Origin of the sequence: Henriciella marina DSM 19595 (assembly GCF_000376805.1) — a bacterium.
Taxonomy (GTDB): domain Bacteria; phylum Pseudomonadota; class Alphaproteobacteria; order Caulobacterales; family Hyphomonadaceae; genus Henriciella; species Henriciella marina.
Map to the genome: position 1 here is coordinate 783,421 of NZ_AQXT01000002.1, position 17,565 is coordinate 800,985.

The 17,565-nt window shown below is 58.4% G+C and carries 19 protein-coding genes; 17 read left to right on the forward strand and 2 right to left on the reverse strand.

Going from position 1 to position 17,565, the window contains the following annotated elements:
- Nucleotides 1–6: 6 nt before the first annotated feature.
- The 9 genes from F550_RS0103960 to F550_RS0104000 all read left to right on the forward strand — a co-directional run bounded on the left by F550_RS0103960 (nucleotide 7) and on the right by F550_RS0104000 (nucleotide 8,000).
- Entirely contained in the window at nucleotides 7–1,149 is a 1,143-nt protein-coding gene (locus F550_RS0103960; RefSeq protein ID WP_018147233.1) for a cysteine desulfurase family protein, read from the forward strand.
- On the forward strand, nucleotides 1,150–2,685 hold the full coding sequence (sufB, locus tag F550_RS0103965; protein WP_018147234.1) for a Fe-S cluster assembly protein SufB: 1,536 nt from the start codon (nucleotides 1,150–1,152) through the stop codon (nucleotides 2,683–2,685). It abuts the gene before it with no gap.
- A 14-nt stretch (nucleotides 2,686–2,699) separates the two neighbouring features.
- The gene (locus tag F550_RS0103970; RefSeq protein WP_018147235.1) at nucleotides 2,700–3,101 is read left to right on the forward strand and encodes a nuclear transport factor 2 family protein; all 402 of its coding nucleotides are present in this window, start codon (nucleotides 2,700–2,702) and stop codon (nucleotides 3,099–3,101) included.
- 98 nt (nucleotides 3,102–3,199) lie between these two features.
- A complete protein-coding gene (locus F550_RS0103975) occupies nucleotides 3,200–3,913 on the forward strand; it encodes a hypothetical protein (RefSeq protein ID WP_018147236.1) in 714 nt (237 codons plus the stop codon).
- A gap of 64 nt (nucleotides 3,914–3,977) precedes the next feature.
- Complete coding sequence (gene sufC, locus F550_RS0103980) at nucleotides 3,978–4,739, forward strand: Fe-S cluster assembly ATPase SufC (protein ID WP_018147237.1); 762 nt, start codon at nucleotides 3,978–3,980, stop codon at nucleotides 4,737–4,739.
- Nucleotides 4,736–5,977, forward strand: coding sequence for a Fe-S cluster assembly protein SufD (gene sufD / locus F550_RS0103985; RefSeq protein ID WP_018147238.1), 1,242 nt, complete (start codon nucleotides 4,736–4,738; stop codon nucleotides 5,975–5,977). Before sufC ends, sufD begins: the two co-directional genes overlap by 4 nt.
- A complete protein-coding gene (locus F550_RS0103990) occupies nucleotides 5,974–7,200 on the forward strand; it encodes an aminotransferase class V-fold PLP-dependent enzyme (protein ID WP_018147239.1) in 1,227 nt (408 codons plus the stop codon). Before sufD ends, F550_RS0103990 begins: the two co-directional genes overlap by 4 nt.
- 9 nt (nucleotides 7,201–7,209) lie before the next feature.
- Nucleotides 7,210–7,605, forward strand: a complete 396-nt coding sequence (locus F550_RS0103995) for an SUF system Fe-S cluster assembly protein (protein WP_018147240.1) — start codon at nucleotides 7,210–7,212, stop codon at nucleotides 7,603–7,605.
- Nucleotides 7,606–7,640: 35 nt separating this feature from the next.
- Nucleotides 7,641–8,000 carry a HesB/IscA family protein gene (locus F550_RS0104000; protein WP_018147241.1) on the forward strand — a complete coding sequence of 120 codons (360 nt, stop codon included), beginning with the start codon at nucleotides 7,641–7,643 and terminating at the stop codon, nucleotides 7,998–8,000.
- A 6-nt stretch (nucleotides 8,001–8,006) separates the two neighbouring features.
- On the opposite strand, the gene F550_RS0104005 is transcribed toward F550_RS0104000, so the two are convergent.
- Entirely contained in the window at nucleotides 8,007–8,582 is a 576-nt protein-coding gene (locus F550_RS0104005) for a hypothetical protein (RefSeq protein ID WP_018147242.1), read from the reverse strand.
- A 298-nt stretch (nucleotides 8,583–8,880) separates the two neighbouring features.
- On the opposite strand from F550_RS0104005, the gene yajC reads away from it, so the two are divergent.
- From yajC to secF, 3 genes are read left to right on the forward strand one after another with little or no spacing between them, the layout of a single operon-like run.
- Nucleotides 8,881–9,264: a preprotein translocase subunit YajC gene (gene yajC / locus F550_RS0104010; RefSeq protein ID WP_018147243.1), complete on the forward strand. Its 384-nt coding sequence runs from the start codon at nucleotides 8,881–8,883 to the stop codon at nucleotides 9,262–9,264.
- A 21-nt stretch (nucleotides 9,265–9,285) separates the two neighbouring features.
- Nucleotides 9,286–10,962, forward strand: a complete 1,677-nt coding sequence (secD, locus tag F550_RS0104015; protein WP_018147244.1) for a protein translocase subunit SecD — start codon at nucleotides 9,286–9,288, stop codon at nucleotides 10,960–10,962.
- Nucleotides 10,963–11,014: 52 nt separating this feature from the next.
- A complete protein-coding gene (gene secF / locus F550_RS0104020) occupies nucleotides 11,015–11,944 on the forward strand; it encodes a protein translocase subunit SecF (RefSeq protein WP_233348986.1) in 930 nt (309 codons plus the stop codon).
- A 7-nt stretch (nucleotides 11,945–11,951) separates the two neighbouring features.
- Here the strand turns inward: secF and F550_RS0104025 are convergent, their stop codons facing one another.
- Nucleotides 11,952–12,716, reverse strand: a complete 765-nt coding sequence (locus tag F550_RS0104025; RefSeq protein WP_018147246.1) for an NAD kinase — start codon at nucleotides 12,714–12,716, stop codon at nucleotides 11,952–11,954.
- Nucleotides 12,717–12,819: 103 nt separating this feature from the next.
- On the opposite strand from F550_RS0104025, the gene F550_RS0104030 reads away from it, so the two are divergent.
- The 5 genes from F550_RS0104030 (at nucleotide 12,820) to F550_RS0104050 (ending at nucleotide 17,530) form a co-directional block, all read left to right on the forward strand.
- Nucleotides 12,820–13,596: a class II aldolase/adducin family protein gene (locus F550_RS0104030; RefSeq protein WP_018147247.1), complete on the forward strand. Its 777-nt coding sequence runs from the start codon at nucleotides 12,820–12,822 to the stop codon at nucleotides 13,594–13,596.
- 113 nt (nucleotides 13,597–13,709) lie between these two features.
- The gene (hemA, locus tag F550_RS0104035; RefSeq protein WP_018147248.1) at nucleotides 13,710–14,927 is read left to right on the forward strand and encodes a 5-aminolevulinate synthase; all 1,218 of its coding nucleotides are present in this window, start codon (nucleotides 13,710–13,712) and stop codon (nucleotides 14,925–14,927) included.
- Between the two features lie 167 nt (nucleotides 14,928–15,094).
- Nucleotides 15,095–16,399: a serine hydroxymethyltransferase gene (gene glyA, locus F550_RS0104040; protein ID WP_018147249.1), complete on the forward strand. Its 1,305-nt coding sequence runs from the start codon at nucleotides 15,095–15,097 to the stop codon at nucleotides 16,397–16,399.
- A 7-nt stretch (nucleotides 16,400–16,406) separates the two neighbouring features.
- Nucleotides 16,407–16,877, forward strand: a complete 471-nt coding sequence (nrdR, locus tag F550_RS0104045) for a transcriptional regulator NrdR (RefSeq protein WP_026180554.1) — start codon at nucleotides 16,407–16,409, stop codon at nucleotides 16,875–16,877.
- Nucleotides 16,874–17,530, forward strand: coding sequence for a RibD family protein (locus tag F550_RS0104050; protein WP_018147251.1), 657 nt, complete (start codon nucleotides 16,874–16,876; stop codon nucleotides 17,528–17,530). Before nrdR ends, F550_RS0104050 begins: the two co-directional genes overlap by 4 nt.
- The last annotated feature ends 35 nt before the right edge of the window (nucleotides 17,531–17,565 follow it).

The following is a 17,565-nucleotide window of genomic DNA, read 5'->3' on the forward strand; positions in this document are numbered from 1 at the left end:
CAGCCCATGATCTATGCAGACTACAATGCAACAGCGCCTCTCAGGCCCGAAGCACGCGATGCGATGCTCGCGGCGCTTGAGGTGGGTGCAAACCCGTCCAGCGTCCACGGTCCGGGCCGGCAGGCGCGCAAGGTGCTGGAAACGGCGAGGCGCCAGGTCGCGGGCGCCATTTCCGGTTTGCCGCAGGGTGTCGTCTTCACCTCAGGCGGCACTGAAGCGATCGGAATGGCGATAAATGGGGTCGTGCGCCAGCTTGAGGGCGCCTGCACGCTCCTGGTATCGGCGATCGAGCATGAAGCGGCTGCCAAGAATGCCGGCTACTCCGGCGCGCGGGTCCAGACTGTTTATGCGACACCATCGGGCAAGGCCGATCTTGCTGATCTCTCGGAGCGGCTGACAGCGTGGGACCGCGAAGCAAATGGTCGTCCGGTCCTCGTTCTGATGCTTGCAAACAACGAAACGGGCGTCATCCAGCCGGTCGCTGAAGCGGCCGCGCTGGTGCGGGAGGCAGGTGGTCTGACGATCTGCGACGGCGTGCAGGGCCTCGGCAAGATCCCGCTCAACGTGTCACTACTGGGCGTCGATTATCTCGCGCTCTCTGCGCACAAGGCAGGCGGCCCCCAGGGTGCGGGCGCGCTCTGGCTGAAAAGCGGGGCACCATTGCGCGCCAGCTTGTTCGGTGGCGGGCAGGAACGCTCGCTGCGCTCTGGGACAGAGAACCTTGCCGGTATTGCAGGCTTTGGCGCTGCCGCCCAGGCAGCCACTGAAGATCTTTCGACCTACACGAATCTCGCAGGCCATCGCGACAGGATGGAAGCCAGGCTGAAAGCCGAAGCGGGCGTCACCGTCTTTGGCGAAACGGCTGAACGCCTTCCAAACACGTCGAATTTTGCGTATTCTGGGTTTCGGGCGGAAACGCAGGTCATGGCGATGGATCTTGCTGGAATAGCCGTGTCATCGGGATCGGCGTGTTCGAGCGGCAAAGTGAAAAGATCGCTTGTTCTCTCAGCGATGGGCGCAGATGACGCTCTTGCAGAAAGCGCAATCCGCACCAGCTTTGGATGGAACAGCACGCCCGAAGATTTTGACCGGACGGCTGATGCCTGGTTGCAGGCTTTGCACCGGCGCAAGACGAAGGAGACGGCTTGAATGCCCGATGACATCAGGATCAAGGATAGTATCGACAAAGGCACTGTCGCGGCAGCGAAGGCGCTCGAGTCCGAGAATTATTCAGCAGGCTTCAAGACTGACATCGAGACCGAGTACGCTCCGAAGGGTCTCAATGAGGAAGTCATTCGCTTTATCTCCGAGAAGAAGGGTGAGCCTAGCTGGATGCTGGACTGGCGCCTTCAGGCCTATGAGCGCTGGCAAACCATGGATGAGCCCGATTGGGCCAAGGTCGACTATGAGAAAATCGTCTATAACGACATCTACTATTATGCCGCGCCAAAACAGGGCGCGAAATATGAGTCGATTGATGACGTGCCCAAGGAAATTCTCGAAACCTATGAGAAGCTCGGCATTCCACTTCGCGAAGCAGAGGTGCTGCTTGGCGTAGAGGGCGCTGCTGAGACGGCCGCAGAGGCGCGCGGTGATCCGCAGAAGCCTCGCGTTGCTGTCGATGCCGTGTTCGACTCTGTTTCCGTCGCAACCACGTTCCGCAAAGAGCTTGAGAAAGCTGGCGTGATCTTCATGTCGATCTCCGAGGCCCTGCGTGAGCATCCGGAGCTGGTCCGCAAATATCTCGGCTCTGTCGTGCCTCAGTCCGATAACTTCTTTGCGACATTGAACAGCGCGGTCTTTTCGGACGGCACTTTCGTCTACATCCCCGAGGGCGTTCGCTGCCCAATGGAGCTCAGCACCTATTTCCGGATGAATGCCGAAAATACGGGCCAGTTCGAGCGCACGCTCATCGTTGCCGACAAGGGCTCTTACGTGTCCTATCTCGAAGGCTGTACGGCCCCGATGCGAGACGAAAACCAGCTACACGCTGCTGTCGTCGAACTGGTTGCGCTGGATGATGCCGAGATCAAATACTCGACCGTACAGAACTGGTGGCCGGGCGATGAGAATGGCAAAGGCGGTATCTTCAACTTCGTGACCAAGCGCGGCGATTGCCGCGGCGCGCGGTCCAAGATCAGCTGGACGCAGGTTGAGACAGGTTCTGCGGTGACGTGGAAATATCCGTCCTGCATCCTGCGCGGTGATGATAGCCAGGGCGAGTTCTATTCGATCGCAGTGACCAATGGCCGCCAGATGGCCGATACGGGCACCAAGATGATCCACCTAGGCAAGAATACGCGCTCGCGCATCATCTCCAAGGGGATCTCTGCTGGCCGGTCCGACAACACTTATCGCGGGCTCGTCTCGATCCACAAGAAGGCTGAGAAGGCGCGCAATTTCACCCAGTGTGATTCGCTACTGATCGGCGGCGACTGCGGGGCACACACGGTGCCCTATGTCGAAAACCGCCGCGCCGATGCCCAGCTTGAGCACGAGGCAACGACCACTAAACTGTCAGAAGACCAGCTCTTCTATGCGCGTCAACGCGGGCTCGGCGAGGAAGAAGCGGTTGCGCTTCTCGTCAACGGGTTCGTGCGCGAAGTGATGCAGCATCTTCCGATGGAGTTCGCTGTCGAGGCCCAGAGCTTGCTCAAGGTAAGTCTCGAAGGATCAGTGGGTTAGACAGAGACCGTCACATGGAAATGCAGGAATTCGACGCATGGCTGGTCTCGCTCAAAACCTCGATTGAGGGTTGCGACGTGGATGCGTTCCTTGACCTGTTCGCAGATGAACTTCTCTACCGCGAAAGCCCGTTCTCGGCACCGTTGAAAGACAAGCTTGCCCTGCGGGAAGCGATGCAAAAGGTCATGCCGCTTCGTGAAGATGTGGCATTTGGCTATGAAGTCATCTCGGTTTCCGGCGATGGGGGCTGGGCCCATTTTGAGCTACAGTTCACGCGGCAGGGCACCGATGATCCGGTCCGGATTGATGGCATTCTACAGGCCAGGTTCCGCTCGGCTTCGTGCATCGAACTCAACCAGTGGCAAGAGCGCCTCGAACCGGGGCAGGGCGACCTGATGCGGGACTTTGACGCTTGAAGTTGTAATTTCGCCGCGAATCCAGTCGATTAACGCTCGGCACACGGATTGCTGGTAAGCAGACCTGAGTGTGTATACGTTTATCCGATTGGACCTTGATGGCCCGTCTTTGTATCATTTTGGGACTGTTCGCGCTGGTATCGTGCGCGACACCGGCAAAGCCGACCCCTTATTATATTCCCTATGACGGCTATGGCGCCACGGCGTCACATGCCGGGTTTGCGCGCGGGGAGGTTATCGGCCGCGACGATGGACGCTATGCAGCCAGCCTGTCAGTTTCCGACATCGGGCCAGCGCTCAACCGTTTCATGTCGCCTGAAGGTGACCAGCTCATCCTGCTCCCCAACCGCCTCGACCGGTCACAACTCGATTTCTCAATCGAGAGTCTCAAGACCATCGATGACTGGCTGAAGGATGTTCACACCGTCAACAGGCTTCAAGCTGCGGAAGGCCGCGCTGGCGAATCGCTGATTGCGGACGGGCGCGGCGATAACACCGTCTCGTTCGCAGGCCTCTATCTTGGCGAAGTGATCCGGGCGAACTCGCCGCTCAACTGGCAATGGGAACGGTTTGACCGCTTCATGGCGGCAAATCCGTACTTCACTGAGCATTACGGCTTTGACCCAGGCCTCGACAGCTTTGTCCTTGTCGGTCCTCAGGGTGTCGCAACGCCGATCAACACGGCGCTTAAGCGTATCCTGAACGGTCAGGAAGAAAGCGTCCACTATATCGGGACGCTTCTACTGAACCCGATTGATCTCGATGCGGCTGTTTCGGGCCAGGATTTTTACGGTCTGACCGATATTCGCTGACATTTGCTTGCGGGTGCGGCGATACGGGCTTTGAATTCGGGCCCAGCATCTCTACATCGGCTGCATGTTGAAGCTTGATAATCTTACCGCCGATATTGGCGAAGGCGATAGCCGCAAAACGATCCTGAACGGCCTGTCGCTCGACGTGCCCGCTGGCGAAGTCCATGCGATCATGGGGCCCAATGGTGCCGGCAAGTCGACCCTGTCCTACGTGCTGACCGGCCGCGAAGGCTACGAAGCAACCGGCGGCACCGCGACGCTGGAGGGCGAAGATCTCCTCTCCATGGAGCCTGATGAGCGTGCGGCGGCAGGTCTTTTCCTGTCCTTCCAGTATCCGGTCGAGATCCCCGGCGTGCCCGTCATGACGTTCGTGCGCGCGGCGATCAACGCCCAGCGTAAGGCGCGCGGCGAAGACGAGTTTTCCGCGCCCGACTTCATCAAGAAGGCCCGCGAGATCGGCAAGCAACTCAATCTGGATGCTGAAATGCTTAAGCGCCCGGTCAATGTCGGGTTTTCCGGCGGCGAGAAGAAGCGTCTGGAAATCTTTCAGATGATGATGATCGAGCCACGCTTCGCGATCCTGGATGAAACGGATTCCGGACTTGATATCGACGCGCTCAAGACCGTTGCAGATGGCGTGAACGCGCTGCGCAGCGAAGAGCGCGGCATGCTTGTCATCACGCACTATCAGCGCTTGCTGGACCATATCCGTCCAGACAAGGTGCATGTGCTGGCCAAAGGACGGATCATCAAGTCTGGCGGCCCAGAGCTTGCCCATCAGCTTGAGAGAGAAGGCTATGACGGCATCCTCGGGGAGGTCGCTTGACTTCAACCGAGCTTTTGCCAGCCCTGAAAAATCCAACCGAAGCAGAACAGCAGCTCGCTAGGCTGTTTGAAGGTTTCGATAGCGATGATGCCCATCGGTCGGCCTTTAATGTGTTTGCTGAGCGCGGCCTGCCCAATCGAAGGCTTGAGCAATGGAAATGGAGCGACGTGCGTCAGGCGCTCCCCGCGCTCCAGTCCTCTAGCGGCGCCGCCGACACCCTTGTCGATGCGCCAGCCAACTCTGTAGAGCTGACTTTCGACGGCCGGTCCTGGACCTTCCCGAAGGACCTTCCAGAAGGTCTTCGTATCTTTCCAAAGACGGGCGAACATGACTTTGCGCAGGCCGACCTGTTGCCCATGGGCGCGTTGGCCGCAGCTATGACCGGCCATGCCGCTGATGACATTTTGATGGTGGAAGTCGACGGAAAGATTGAGCGCCCCCTCGTCGTTTCGATAATGGGCGACAATCGCGAAACGGCTTTCTCCAGGCTTGTATTCGTTGTTCGCGAAAATGCGCACCTCGACCTCTTCGAGCACTATTCCGGCGGATCGGGGTTTTCCTCCTTCCTTATCGAGTTCGGTATTGGAGAAGGCGGGAGCATTAGCCGCACACTTCTGCAGGAAGGGAGTTTGGACGATGTGACGGCCATCACGACGACCGTTCATCTCGATACCAAAGCAGAGTTCGAACAAACCGCGCTTTCATTCGGCGGGAAGCTTTGCCGCATCGAGACGCATCTTGAGCATAAGGGCGCGGAGGCCAAGGCGGCAATCAACGGCGCTTACCTCGCTGCCTCTGGCTATCACATCGACTACACGACGCACGTAACCCATGGCGCGGAATCCTGCGTCACAACGCAGCTTACCAAGGGCGCCGTGGCAAATGGCGGCCGCGGCATCTTCCAGGGCAAGTTCCTCGTGCCTCGAACGGTCGGCCAGTACACCGATGCCAACATGCAGCATCAGGCATTGCTGCTCGACAACGGCGCGGAAGTCTTCGCCAAGCCCGAGCTTGAAATCTATGCCGATGACGTCGAATGCGAACACGGCAACACGTCGGGCCAGCTTGATGACGAGGCGCTCTTTTACATGCAGCAGCGCGGTATCCCGAAACCCGAAGCCCGAGCGCTTCTGACTGAGGCTTTCATCGCAGAAGCGCTTGAAGACGCGCATGATGGCGTTCGCCAGCAGCTCATCAATGCGACAAGCCGGTTTCTCCGCCAGCAACGGAGCGCATGATGGCGCGTGCCCTGGACCTTCAAGCCATTCGCGCTGACTTCCCGATTCTCAGCCGCGATGTGAACGGCAAGCCGCTCGTCTATCTCGACAATGCTGCCAGTGCGCAGACGCCTGACGCCGTGCTGGACTGCATGTCGAACCAGGCGCGAACAGCATACGCCAACGTCCATCGCGGCCTTCACACGCTCGCGAATGAGACAACGGAGGCCTATGAGGCTGCGCGCGGCAAGGTCCGCCATTTCCTGAACGCTGAAGGCGATGAGAACATCATCTTCACCAAGGGTGGCACGGAGGCCATGAACCTCGTCGCGTCCGGCATCACCGACATGATCGAGCCGGGTGACGAGATCGTCCTTTCGATCATGGAGCACCACTCCAACATCGTGCCATGGCACTTTCTGAGAGAGCGCCATGGCGCTGTCCTCAAATGGGTGCCGGTTCTCGAAGATGGCTCACTGGACATGGACGCGCTTGAGAAGGCGGTTGGTCCCAAAACCAAGCTCGTTACGCTGACCCATATGTCGAATATTCTGGGCACAAAAACCGATGCGCGCCGGGCAACCGAGATCGCGCATGCTGCTGGCGCCTATATCCTGATTGATGGTTGCCAGTCGGGGGTCCATCTCGATATCGACGTGCAGGACATCGGCTGTGATTTCTATGTCCTGACCGGACACAAGATTTACGGGCCAAGCGGTATCGGCGCGCTCTACGGCCGCATGGAGGCGCTCGAAGCGCTGCGTCCTTATCAGGGCGGCGGCGAAATGATCGAAATCGTCGAACAGGACCGCGTTACGTATAATTCACCACCGCACAAATTCGAAGCAGGCACACCGCCCATCCTGCAGGCTATCGGCTTCGGGGCTGCAATCGACTGGCTTTCAGCTTTCGATATGGATGAGGTGCGCACGCATGAGACCTCCTTGCTGAAAAAGGCGACAGAGGAGCTTACTGCGATCAATGGCGTCCGTATTCACGGGACATCCGAAGGCAAGGGCCCCGTCCTTTCCTTCAGCCTTGAAGGCGTGCATCCACACGACATTGCGCAACTACTGGACCGTTATGGTGTTGCCATACGTGCAGGTCACCATTGCGCTCAGCCATTGATGACCCACCTAGGGGTTAGTGCAACCGCACGCGCGAGTTTTGCGCTATACAATACACTCGATGAAGTTGACGCCTTTATCGGTGCGCTCAACAAAGCGCGCGGAATGTTGTTATAAGGGCCTGTGATGCCAGACGATATGAGCCTTTCGAACACTGATCAGACGCTCGACGCCGAAAACAGCGGCGCCGGCGACACGAAGATTCCACAGGAAGAACTCGACCGCCTGACGGACGAGCTGATCATGGCGTTCAAGTCGGTGTTTGACCCGGAAATTCCGGTCGACATCTACGAACTCGGTCTGATCTACAAGGTCGACATCGATGATGATCGCAAGGTCGATATCGATATGACGCTGACCGCGCCTGGGTGCCCGGTTGCCGGAGATATGCCTGGTTGGGTGGAAAATGCCGCCCGCACCGTCGAAGGTGTTCAGGATGTTGAGGTCCGGCTGACCTTCGATCCGCCCTGGGATCCGTCGCGCATGTCTGATGAAGCGCGCCTTGCGTTGAACATGCTGTAGTTGAAACACGAACTGACAGGTCACATCTAATCCTCATGGCCAGAAGACCACGCCCACAACTTGTTACCCTGACAGACGCCGCTGCAGAGCGCGTTGAAGAGATCATGGCTGAAAAGGGCGCCGGCTATCTGCGTGTCGGCGTCAAGAATGGCGGCTGTGCAGGTATGGAATACGTGATGGACTACGTCGAAGCGCCCGCAGATCTCGATGAGATTGTCGAGGACAAGGGCGTAAAGATCGTTGTCGACGCGAAAGCTGTCCTCTTCCTGCTGGGCTGCACCGTCGATTATGAAACGACGATGCTTCACGAGAAGTTCGTTTTCGGTAACCCGAACCAGACAGATGCCTGTGGCTGCGGCGAGAGCGTGACGATCACTCCGGCAGTGGCCGGATAGGCCAGACTACTCTTTTTCAGCTTCTGCTGCCCGTACTCTTTCAGCCAGTTCGGAAGCTTTGTCGCAAACTTCGATGAATCGGTGAACGGATTGGTCCGCCGGCGGCAGGTCCAAGGTTACATCGAAATAGTTGTGAGCCTTCAGTCTTATCGGCAGATTCTGCAGAAAAGCGCCCATAGCGATGGAGGCTTGTGACGCTTTCTGATTGGCGATGACCTTGTCGTGCCTGCGGACGTTATAATAGGCGAGATCGAACGCGTAGTCCCCCACCCACATGTGGATCGGGACAGACCGCAATCTGCTTTGGCGCCTGCTATAGAAAAGCTCCATCAAATCTACGTCGTCGAAGCTGTAGAGGACGTTGAGGCCGTATTTATCACTGCAAGAGAACATAACCCCCGGCTTGTCTGTCGCTGTCGTATGGAGAGTGTACATCAGGTAATTGATGTCATCGTCTGCTGATCCGCGCCATGTGATCGTGCGGTCCCACGAACGGATTTCCCACGCATCTGGGGCAGGTCCAGCGTCCTCCGCATTTGCGAAACCACTACCGCACGCAATTGCGATGGCTGTCGCCAGCAAACAGAATCTCATGATGAATGCTCCCTCCGCCGCACATGCATAAAGGGCCAAGTTTTCAGTTGCGGTCAACTGCTTCAGCTACTGATTATTGTCCGGCATTCATGGGATTATCCAAGCCGTGGAGAATATGCGCTCACCAACATATTGGATAAGAGACGCAAATGTTTTTTCGATCGGGACGCAAGAGACGCGAGTTGAACTCCGGGCCGTACTGTAATCGCGTATTGATTGGTCTTGTTTGCAATGTAAGCCCTCCACAGATATAGCGACGAGCCTGAAATTCCGCGGAGATAAGAGTATGTATTCAAGACTAACGCTGGCAGGCCTGACGGCAGCAAGCCTCGCCCCCATGGCTTCTGCGCAGGAAGCAACTGGCGGCATGGGCGGCATCGTCGGACAGTTGATCTTCTTCGTTCCGCTGATCCTCATTTTCTACTTTCTGCTTATCCGGCCGGCCAACCAGCGCCAGAAGAAGCACAAGCAGATGATCGAGGCCGTCGGGAAGGGCGATACCGTCATCACGTCGGGCGGTCTGATCGGCAAGGTCATCAGGGTGACCGAGCAGGAACTCAGCATCGAAGTCGCCGACGGCGTCCGCGTGCGAATCGTCCGCGCAATGATTGCCGATGTTCGCGGCAAGAATGAACCGGTGCCTGCCGCTAACGATACCAAATCGTCCTGATCACTCTGAGGGGAGTGGGCCATGCTGAATTTTCCGGCCTGGAAAGTCATTCTGATCCTGATCGTGCTCATCTGGGGCACGCTCATGGCTATGCCGAATGCCTTCTCCAATGGGTTCCTCGGTGTAGAACCGCGCGAGCCTGAATCTGACGCCCCGCAGGATATCGCGGCCTATCAGCAGCAGGTCGAGGCGGCAGAACAGTCGTGGTGGCCGAGCTTTCTTCCGACCAGCAAGGTCAATCTGGGCCTCGACCTTCAGGGCGGCGTCTACCTCCTGACACAGATTGAACCGGAAGAAGTGGCCGCCAACCGGCTTGAAACACTTCAGACGGACATCGTTCAGGCGCTGAACCGCGACCCGCTGATTGAACGCAACGTGCCTGAGCAGCAGGGCGTCACCCTGCCGATCCAGCTTCGCAATGCTGAAGATATGGAAGACGCCCTTCGCCGGCTCCGCCGCATCAATCCGACAATCGGGGCGACAGGCAACCAGCGTGTTCTGTCGATTGACCAGACCGGCCAGGACACGATCATGGTTCGCGTCAGCGACGACGCCCAGCAAGCACTAGCTGCGGATGCCCAAAGCACGATGATCACCATCATCCGTCGCAGGCTCGACCCCGATGGCGTCAGCGAGGTGGCAATCACGCCACAGGGCGATACACGAATCGTCATCGAGGCTCCGGGTGAGGCCGATCCGCGCCGGATCAAGAACATCCTCGGCCAGGCCGGTCGGCTCACCTTCAATATGGCGAATACCGACCCATCGTCGGTCAATGCGGCTCAAGCCACGCGCCCTGCGCCGGGGTTCGAGCTGCTTGAAGACGAGTTCGGTCGCCCGATTCTTGTCAATCGGACACCGGTTGTGACGGGCAGCGACATCGCCACCGCCAGCCAGGGCCGCAACCCCGATGACAATTCGCCCGCGGTCGATTTCCGGCTGAATGGCACAGGCGCTGAGCGCTTTGGCCAGACAACAGCCAATAATCGCGGGCAGATCTTCGCGATCGTGCTGGACGGGACCGTCATGTCTGCCCCGCGCATCAATGAGCCGATCTGGGGCGGCAATGTTCAGATCACAGGCGACTTCACGCTCGAAGAGGCTCAGGACCTAGCCGACATTATCGAAGCTGGTGAGTTGCCGGCAAAACTGAACTTCATCGAGGAACGGACTGTGGGTCCGGGCCTTGGCGCCGATTCGATTGAAGCCGGGACGAATGCCAGCATGATAGGCATGGTGCTCGTCGGCGTCTTCATGATCCTTGCTTACGGTCTCATTGGCGGGTTTGCTGTCGGGTCGCTGATTGCCAACATCGTTCTCATCCTCGGCGCTCTGTCAGGGCTTGGCGCAACGCTGACGCTTCCGGGCATTGCGGGCATCGTCCTGACCATCGGTATGGCGGTCGATGCGAACGTGATCGTGTTTGAGCGGATCAGGGAAGAGCAGCGGAATGGCAGATCGCCGACCACGGCGGTGATTGCCGGCTACGAACGCGCCCTCTCCACCATTCTCGATGCCAACATCACCACTTTCATTGCAGCTTCCATCCTTTATCTGCTCGGGTCCGGGCCGGTTAAGGGGTTTGCAGTAACGCTCGCCATCGGGATCGTGACGTCGGTGTTCACAGCTTTCGTTGTCACGCGCTGGTTCACGGCCATGTGGCTTCGCGCTGCACGTCCCCGCAAGCTGTCGATCTAGAGGAAACGTTATGCTGCTTCAGTATTGGCCCAAGAGCACGAACGTTCGTTTCATGTCGTATCGCCTGCCGGCTCTGCTGTTCTCGGCAGTGCTGATTGCGGCGTCTTTTGCGCTCATCTTCACCAAGGGCATGAATTTCGGCATCGACTTCGCGGGCGGCTCCGTCATCGAGATCGAACAGCCAGAAGGCGTGCAGGAAGAAGATGTGCGCGAAGTCATGGCTGGCCTCGACCTCGGTGAGGTTGGCGTTAACGCGGCTCGCGGTACTGGCGTCGAAGGTATCGAAGTAATCGTGATCCGGTTTGCAACCCAGCAGGCCGAAGAGGGAATGGACCAGGACACAGCCCAGCAACAGGCGAATGACCGCGTCCGCGCTGCCCTCAACGAAGCCTTTACAGACGTCAATGTCCGAAGCAGCGCCGCGGTCGGCCCCAAAGTTTCCGGTGAATTGCTGAGAAGTGGTCTTCTGGCGCTTGGTGTCGCCCTGGCTCTGATGATGGCCTACATCTCGGTTCGCTTCCAATGGAAGTATGCACTCGGCGCCGTGGCCGCGCTCTTCCATGATGTAATCATAACGATGGGTATGTTCTCGCTGACCCAGTTTGAGTTCAACCTGTCGACCATCGCCGCGCTTCTGACCATCGTCGGTTATTCGATGAACGACACCGTGATCGTCTTTGACCGCGTGCGAGAGGAAGCGCGCAAATACAAGAAGATGGAGTCCGACAAGGTCATCGATCTTGCTGTGAACCAGACACTGTCGCGAACCTTGCTGACTTCCGGCACCACGCTGCTTGCTCTCTTCAGCATCTACCTGTTCGGCGGAACTGTGCTGAGCGGCATGAGCTTTGCGCTCATCTTCGGCGTGATTATCGGCACTTACTCATCAGTGTTCGTTGCCTCGTCGGTGCTGCTCTTGCTGGGGCTCGATCAGGGCGAGAAACAGCGCCGCGAAGTCGAAGGCTTTCAGGGCGTCTCTTAATTCCAGCTCAGAATGAGAACTGCTCGCGAAGGATGCGCTCATCGAGCGCGTGGCCTGGGTCGAACAGCATTGTCAGCGGTTTGCTACGGTCTTCGGTCACCGTGACCTTGGCGATGTCGCGGACTTCCTGATTGTCGGCCGATGCAGACACCGGGCGCCGGTTCGGTTCAACGATTTCGAATTCTACCTTCGCATCATGACGCAGCAGCGCGCCGCGCCAGCGTCTGGGCCTGAAAGCACTTACAGGCGTCAGTGCAAGAAGATTGGCACCGATCGGCAGGATCGGGCCATGCGCTGAAAGGTTATACGCAGTAGAGCCTGCAGGCGTTGCCACCATGATGCCGTCGCAGGTCAGCTCACTCATCCGCTCGTTTCCGTCGACACGAATCCGCAGCTTCGCGCTCTGCGCCGTCTCTCGCAGCAATGAGACCTCGTTGATCGCCAGACGCTCGAAATGCTCGCCATGCACATCCGTGGCCGTCATCCGGAGCGGAATCAGCGAGGCCTTCGAGGCCTTGTTGATTCGCTCATAGAGATTTTCTTCGACGAAATCGTTCATCAGAAAGCCGACCGTGCCGCGGTTCATGCCATAGACCGGCTTTCGATCGTCGAACCGGCGGCGCATTGCGTTCAGCATTGAGCCATCGCCGCCGAGCGCCACGATAACTTCGGCGTCGTCTTCATCACACTGGCCATACTGCTTGGTCAGGCGTTGCAAGGCTTCCTGGGCTTCGGGCCGCCGGGAGGCTGTGAAAGCGATCTTTATCTTCATAGGCCCATCTCGCTGGCTGCGCCGCTCAGGTCAAGCGTGGGCAGGGGGATGGTGCAAATCGCCATAATTCCTGTATGATGCCGTCAAAGATCAGGAGGAAGACATGCCGGACGATATGAAATCAGTTGATGTGAAGAATGCCGTATCCGCAGAGGAGTGGCAGGCACGGGTCGATTGCGCGATGCTTTACCGCCTCGTGGCTCTGCATGGCTGGGACGACATGATCTTCACGCATATCTCACATCGTGTGCCGGGTCCGGAACATCACTTCCTCATCAACCCTTACGGGCAGTTCTTTGACGAGATCACCGCATCCTCCCTCGTCAAGGTCGATCTGGAAGGTAATATCGTGATGGACACGCCATACTTCATCAATCCGGCAGGTTTCACGATCCATTCGGCCATCCACGCGAATCGCGAGGACGCAAATGTCGTCATGCACCTTCATACCGATCAGGGCGTTGCTGTTTCCGCTCAAAAGGAAGGGCTAATGCCGATCTCGCAGACAGCGATGATTGTGCGCGATGATCTTGCCTATCACGACTATGAGGGCGTCGCGCTCGACCTTGATGAGCGCGAAAGACTGGTGCGCGACCTCGGCCCTGAAAAGTCGACCATGATGCTTCGTAATCACGGCACGCTGACATGCGGCAAGACCGCATCGATTGCGTTCACGAAGATGTTCTTCCTTGAGCGCGCCTGTAGCATGCAGGTTCAGGCCCTTTCTGCCGGGCGTGACGGCGTTCTGGAATGCGACCGCGACATTCAGGAAAAGGTTGCTGGGCAAGGGTCTCGCGGCATGGAAACCCTGACCGAAAAGCTCGTCTGGCCTGGGCTCAAACGCAAACTCGATCGCCAGTCGCCTGGATATGACGCTTAACCCTGTGTCTGCGACAAAAACGGTATAGCGGAAAACACCTATAGAATGCGCTGTGTGAGTTTGCCATATAGCTCCGTAACAACAGCAATCCTGCGTTCAGGAAGGCAAATGATATGAAACATATCAAAGCATTCGAAGATGCGCTGACGAATATTCGTGACGAAGGCCGCTACCGCGTCTTTGTCGATCTTCAGCGTCATCGTGGCCAGTTCCCCAAGGCAACCGCCCGGTTTGAATCCGGCGAGCGGGAGATCACCGTATGGTGCTCGAACGATTATCTCGGCATGGGCCAGGATGAAGACGTTCTGGCCTCCATGCACGAAGCGATCGACAGCTTTGGCGCAGGCTCCGGCGGAACACGCAATATTTCCGGCACGACCCGCTATCACGTCGAGCTTGAGAAAGAGCTTGCCGATCTTCACGGCAAGTCGGGCGCTTTGCTCTTCACATCGGGATATGTCGCCAATGAAGCGACGCTCTCGACGCTGGGCAAGATCCTGCCGGGGCTGATTATCTATTCCGATGAGCTCAATCACGCATCGATGATCGAGGGGATCCGCCGGTCCGGCGCCGACCGCCGCATCTTCCGCCATAATGATATCGAACATCTGCGCGCACTGATCGAGAATGACGATCCCTCGCGTCCAAAACTGATCGCTTTCGAAAGCGTCTATTCAATGGACGGCGATGTCGGCCCGATCGAAGAGTTCTGCGACCTCGCAGATGAGTTTGATGCGCTCACCTATCTCGACGAAGTCCACGCCGTTGGCATGTATGGCGATGACGGGGCAGGGGTCGCCCAGCGCGACGGTGTCATGAACCGCGTCGATATTATCGAAGGCACCCTCGGCAAGGCGTATGGTGTCATGGGCGGTTATATCGCCGGTCACGACACGATGATTGACGCCATCCGTTCGATGGCCTCGGGTTTCATCTTCACCACCTCCACCTGTCCCGTAATGGCCGCTGGCGCGCTTGCCAGCGTGCGCAAGCTGCGGTCCGATGATGGCCGCCGACTTCGCGCCGATCATCAGGCCAAGGCCGCCCTGCTCAAGGAGAAGTTCCGTCAGGCAGGACTGCCCGTCATGGACAGCGTAACCCATATCGTGCCTCTGCTGGTTGGCGATCCAGAAAAGTGCAAGGCGCTGTCCGACACGCTGCTCTTTGATTTCGGCATCTACGTTCAGCCGATCAACTATCCGACCGTTCCACGTGGCACCGAACGGCTCCGCTTCACGCCTGGCCCTGTCCATGATGAAGTCATGATGGATGAGCTTGTCGCCGCTATTCTGGCGGTCTGGAAACAGCTCGGTCTCGAAGAAGCCGCATAGCGCAAACAGACAAGACCTGGAGTGTCCGCGCTTCAGGTCTTTTTTTTGTCTTCGGCCCCGCCCACTTGAAGCGCGAAAACGAGCGGCAGGGTGTGCGGTCCTGCGCCTTGCTAGAGGGCGCAATGCCTCGTAAATGAGAACCAAGCACCACAAAGAGGATAGCCCCTATGCCTGACACGTCTCCCGCGGCGACATTCGACCTGAACCGCTTCTTTTCGGCAGGGGTCAAGGACACCGATGCGGAACTCGCAGACGCGTTGGCCAAGGAACTTGATCGCCAGCGGCACGAGATCGAGCTGATCGCATCAGAGAACATCGTCTCCAAAGCCGTGCTCGATGCGCAGGGGTCCGTCCTCACGAACAAATATGCCGAAGGGTATCCGGGACGTCGCTATTATGGCGGCTGTGAATTCGTCGATCTAGCTGAAAACCTCGCAATGGATCGGGCGAAGAAGCTCTTCAATTGCGACTTTGCGAACGTCCAGCCAAACTCCGGCAGCCAGGCCAATCAGGCCGTTTTTCAGGCCCTCATCAAACCGGGCGACACCATTCTCGGCATGAGCCTCGATGCCGGCGGCCACCTCACTCATGGGGCAAAACCCAACCAGTCTGGCAAATGGTTCAATGCCATCCAGTACGGCGTGCGCAAAGAAGACGACCTCATCGACTTTGATCAGGTGCGCTCGCTCGCCAAGGAACATCAGCCCAAGCTCATCATCGCGGGCGGCTCGGCCTATCCCCGCCAGATCGACTTTGCCAGGTTCCGCGAAATCGCCGACGAAGTTGGCGCCTGGTTCCTTGTCGACATGGCGCACTTTGCGGGTCTCGTGGCCGGCGGCGCGCATCCAAACCCGCTGGATCATTGCCACGTCGCGACCACGACAACCCACAAGACACTTCGCGGTCCGCGCGGCGGCATGGTTCTGACCAATGACGAGACGATTGCGAAGAAAGTGAACTCGGCCGTCTTCCCGGGCATTCAGGGTGGTCCGCTCATGCATGTTATCGCCGCGAAGGCGGTCGCCTTCGGCGAGGCCCTTACCGACGATTTCCACGTCTACGCTGACAATGTGGTAAAGAACGCACGCGCAATGGCCTCTGCGGCCAAGGAGTCCGGGCTGGATCTGGTCTCAGGTGGCACTGACACGCATGTCGCGCTGATCGACCTTCGCCCCAAGAAAGTGACCGGCAAGGACGCCGAGGCCGCGCTCGGCCGCGCTTATATTACCTGCAACAAGAACGGCGTCCCGTTCGACCCTGAGAAGCCTGCCATCACCAGCGGTATTCGTGTCGGCTCACCTGCTGGGACAACACGTGGTTTCGGGGAAGGAGAATTCCGCCAGATCGGCGCATGGATCGGTGAGATCGTGGATGCCGTAGCCGCCGGAGACCCATCTGCAACCGAGGCGCGCGTCGCCGAAGAGGTGAAGGCGCTCACCGCCCGTTTCCCGATCTACCACACGCTGGGATAGACCGCCCGTGAAGTGCCCCTTCTGTACCGCTGAAAATACTGCCGTGAAGGACTCGCGTCCCGCCGAGGATAATACGGCTGTGCGTCGGCGCCGCTCCTGCGAGGTTTGCGGTGGCCGGTTCACGACATTTGAGCGCGTACAGCTACGAGAGATCATCGTCGCCAAGCGGGACGGCAAGAAAGCCCTCTTCGACCGCGAGAAAGTCGCGAAATCCGTCACCATAGCGCTTCGCAAACGCGCCGTCGGCGATGAGAGCGTCGAGCAGCTGGTGTCCGGCATCGTCCGCAAGCTTGAAAGCAGTGGCGAGACCGAAGTGACGTCGGCTGACATCGGTGAGCTCGTCATGGATGCGTTGAAGAACGTCGATCCGGTCGGCTATGTCCGCTACGCCAGCGTCTACAAGGATTTTCGCGATCCGACCGACTTTGCGAAGTTCATCGATTCCTCAGCGCTAGACGACCCCGGCAACGAAGAGTGAGCCGGAACGTCACCGTCACACTGAAGCTCGCAACCTCGCTCGATGGCCGCATCGCGCTGTCGAACGGTGTCAGCCAGTGGATCACAAACAGCAAATCACGCGCCCGCGTTCACCAGATGCGCGCCGAGCATGACGCAGTCCTGGTCGGTGTCGGCACGGTGCTGGCAGATGATCCGCTTCTGACCGCGCGCACTGTTCCTGCGCCAGACACGCAACCGGCCCGTATTGTTGCTGACAGCAAACTACGCACGCCGCGTCAGTCGAGGCTGGTGGAATCAACTGGTCTCGGCAGGGTTATTCTGGCCCATGATGACCACGCCGACCCGTCACCGTTTGGAGCGACCGGCGCTGAAACCTGGGCCGTAGGCAGCGATGGAAGTCAAATCGATCTTAATGGTTTGCTCCGCCGCTGCGAAGCTGAAGGCTTCAATCGCATTTTCCTCGAGGGCGGCGGCACGCTGGCAGCCAGCTTCCTCGCTGCTGGTCTGGTCGACGTCCTCGCCTGGTTTCGCGCGCCCATTCTGATCGGCGGGGACGGCATTCCAGCCATCGGTCTGCTTGGGCTGGACCGCATGGAGCAAACCCGCCGCTGGTCGCTCACCGCACGGGAGGCATTCGATGACGACTGCCTTGAGCTCTGGACCCCGATCTGACGACTGCCCCCAAGTCAAATTGACCCAGCGAAAGT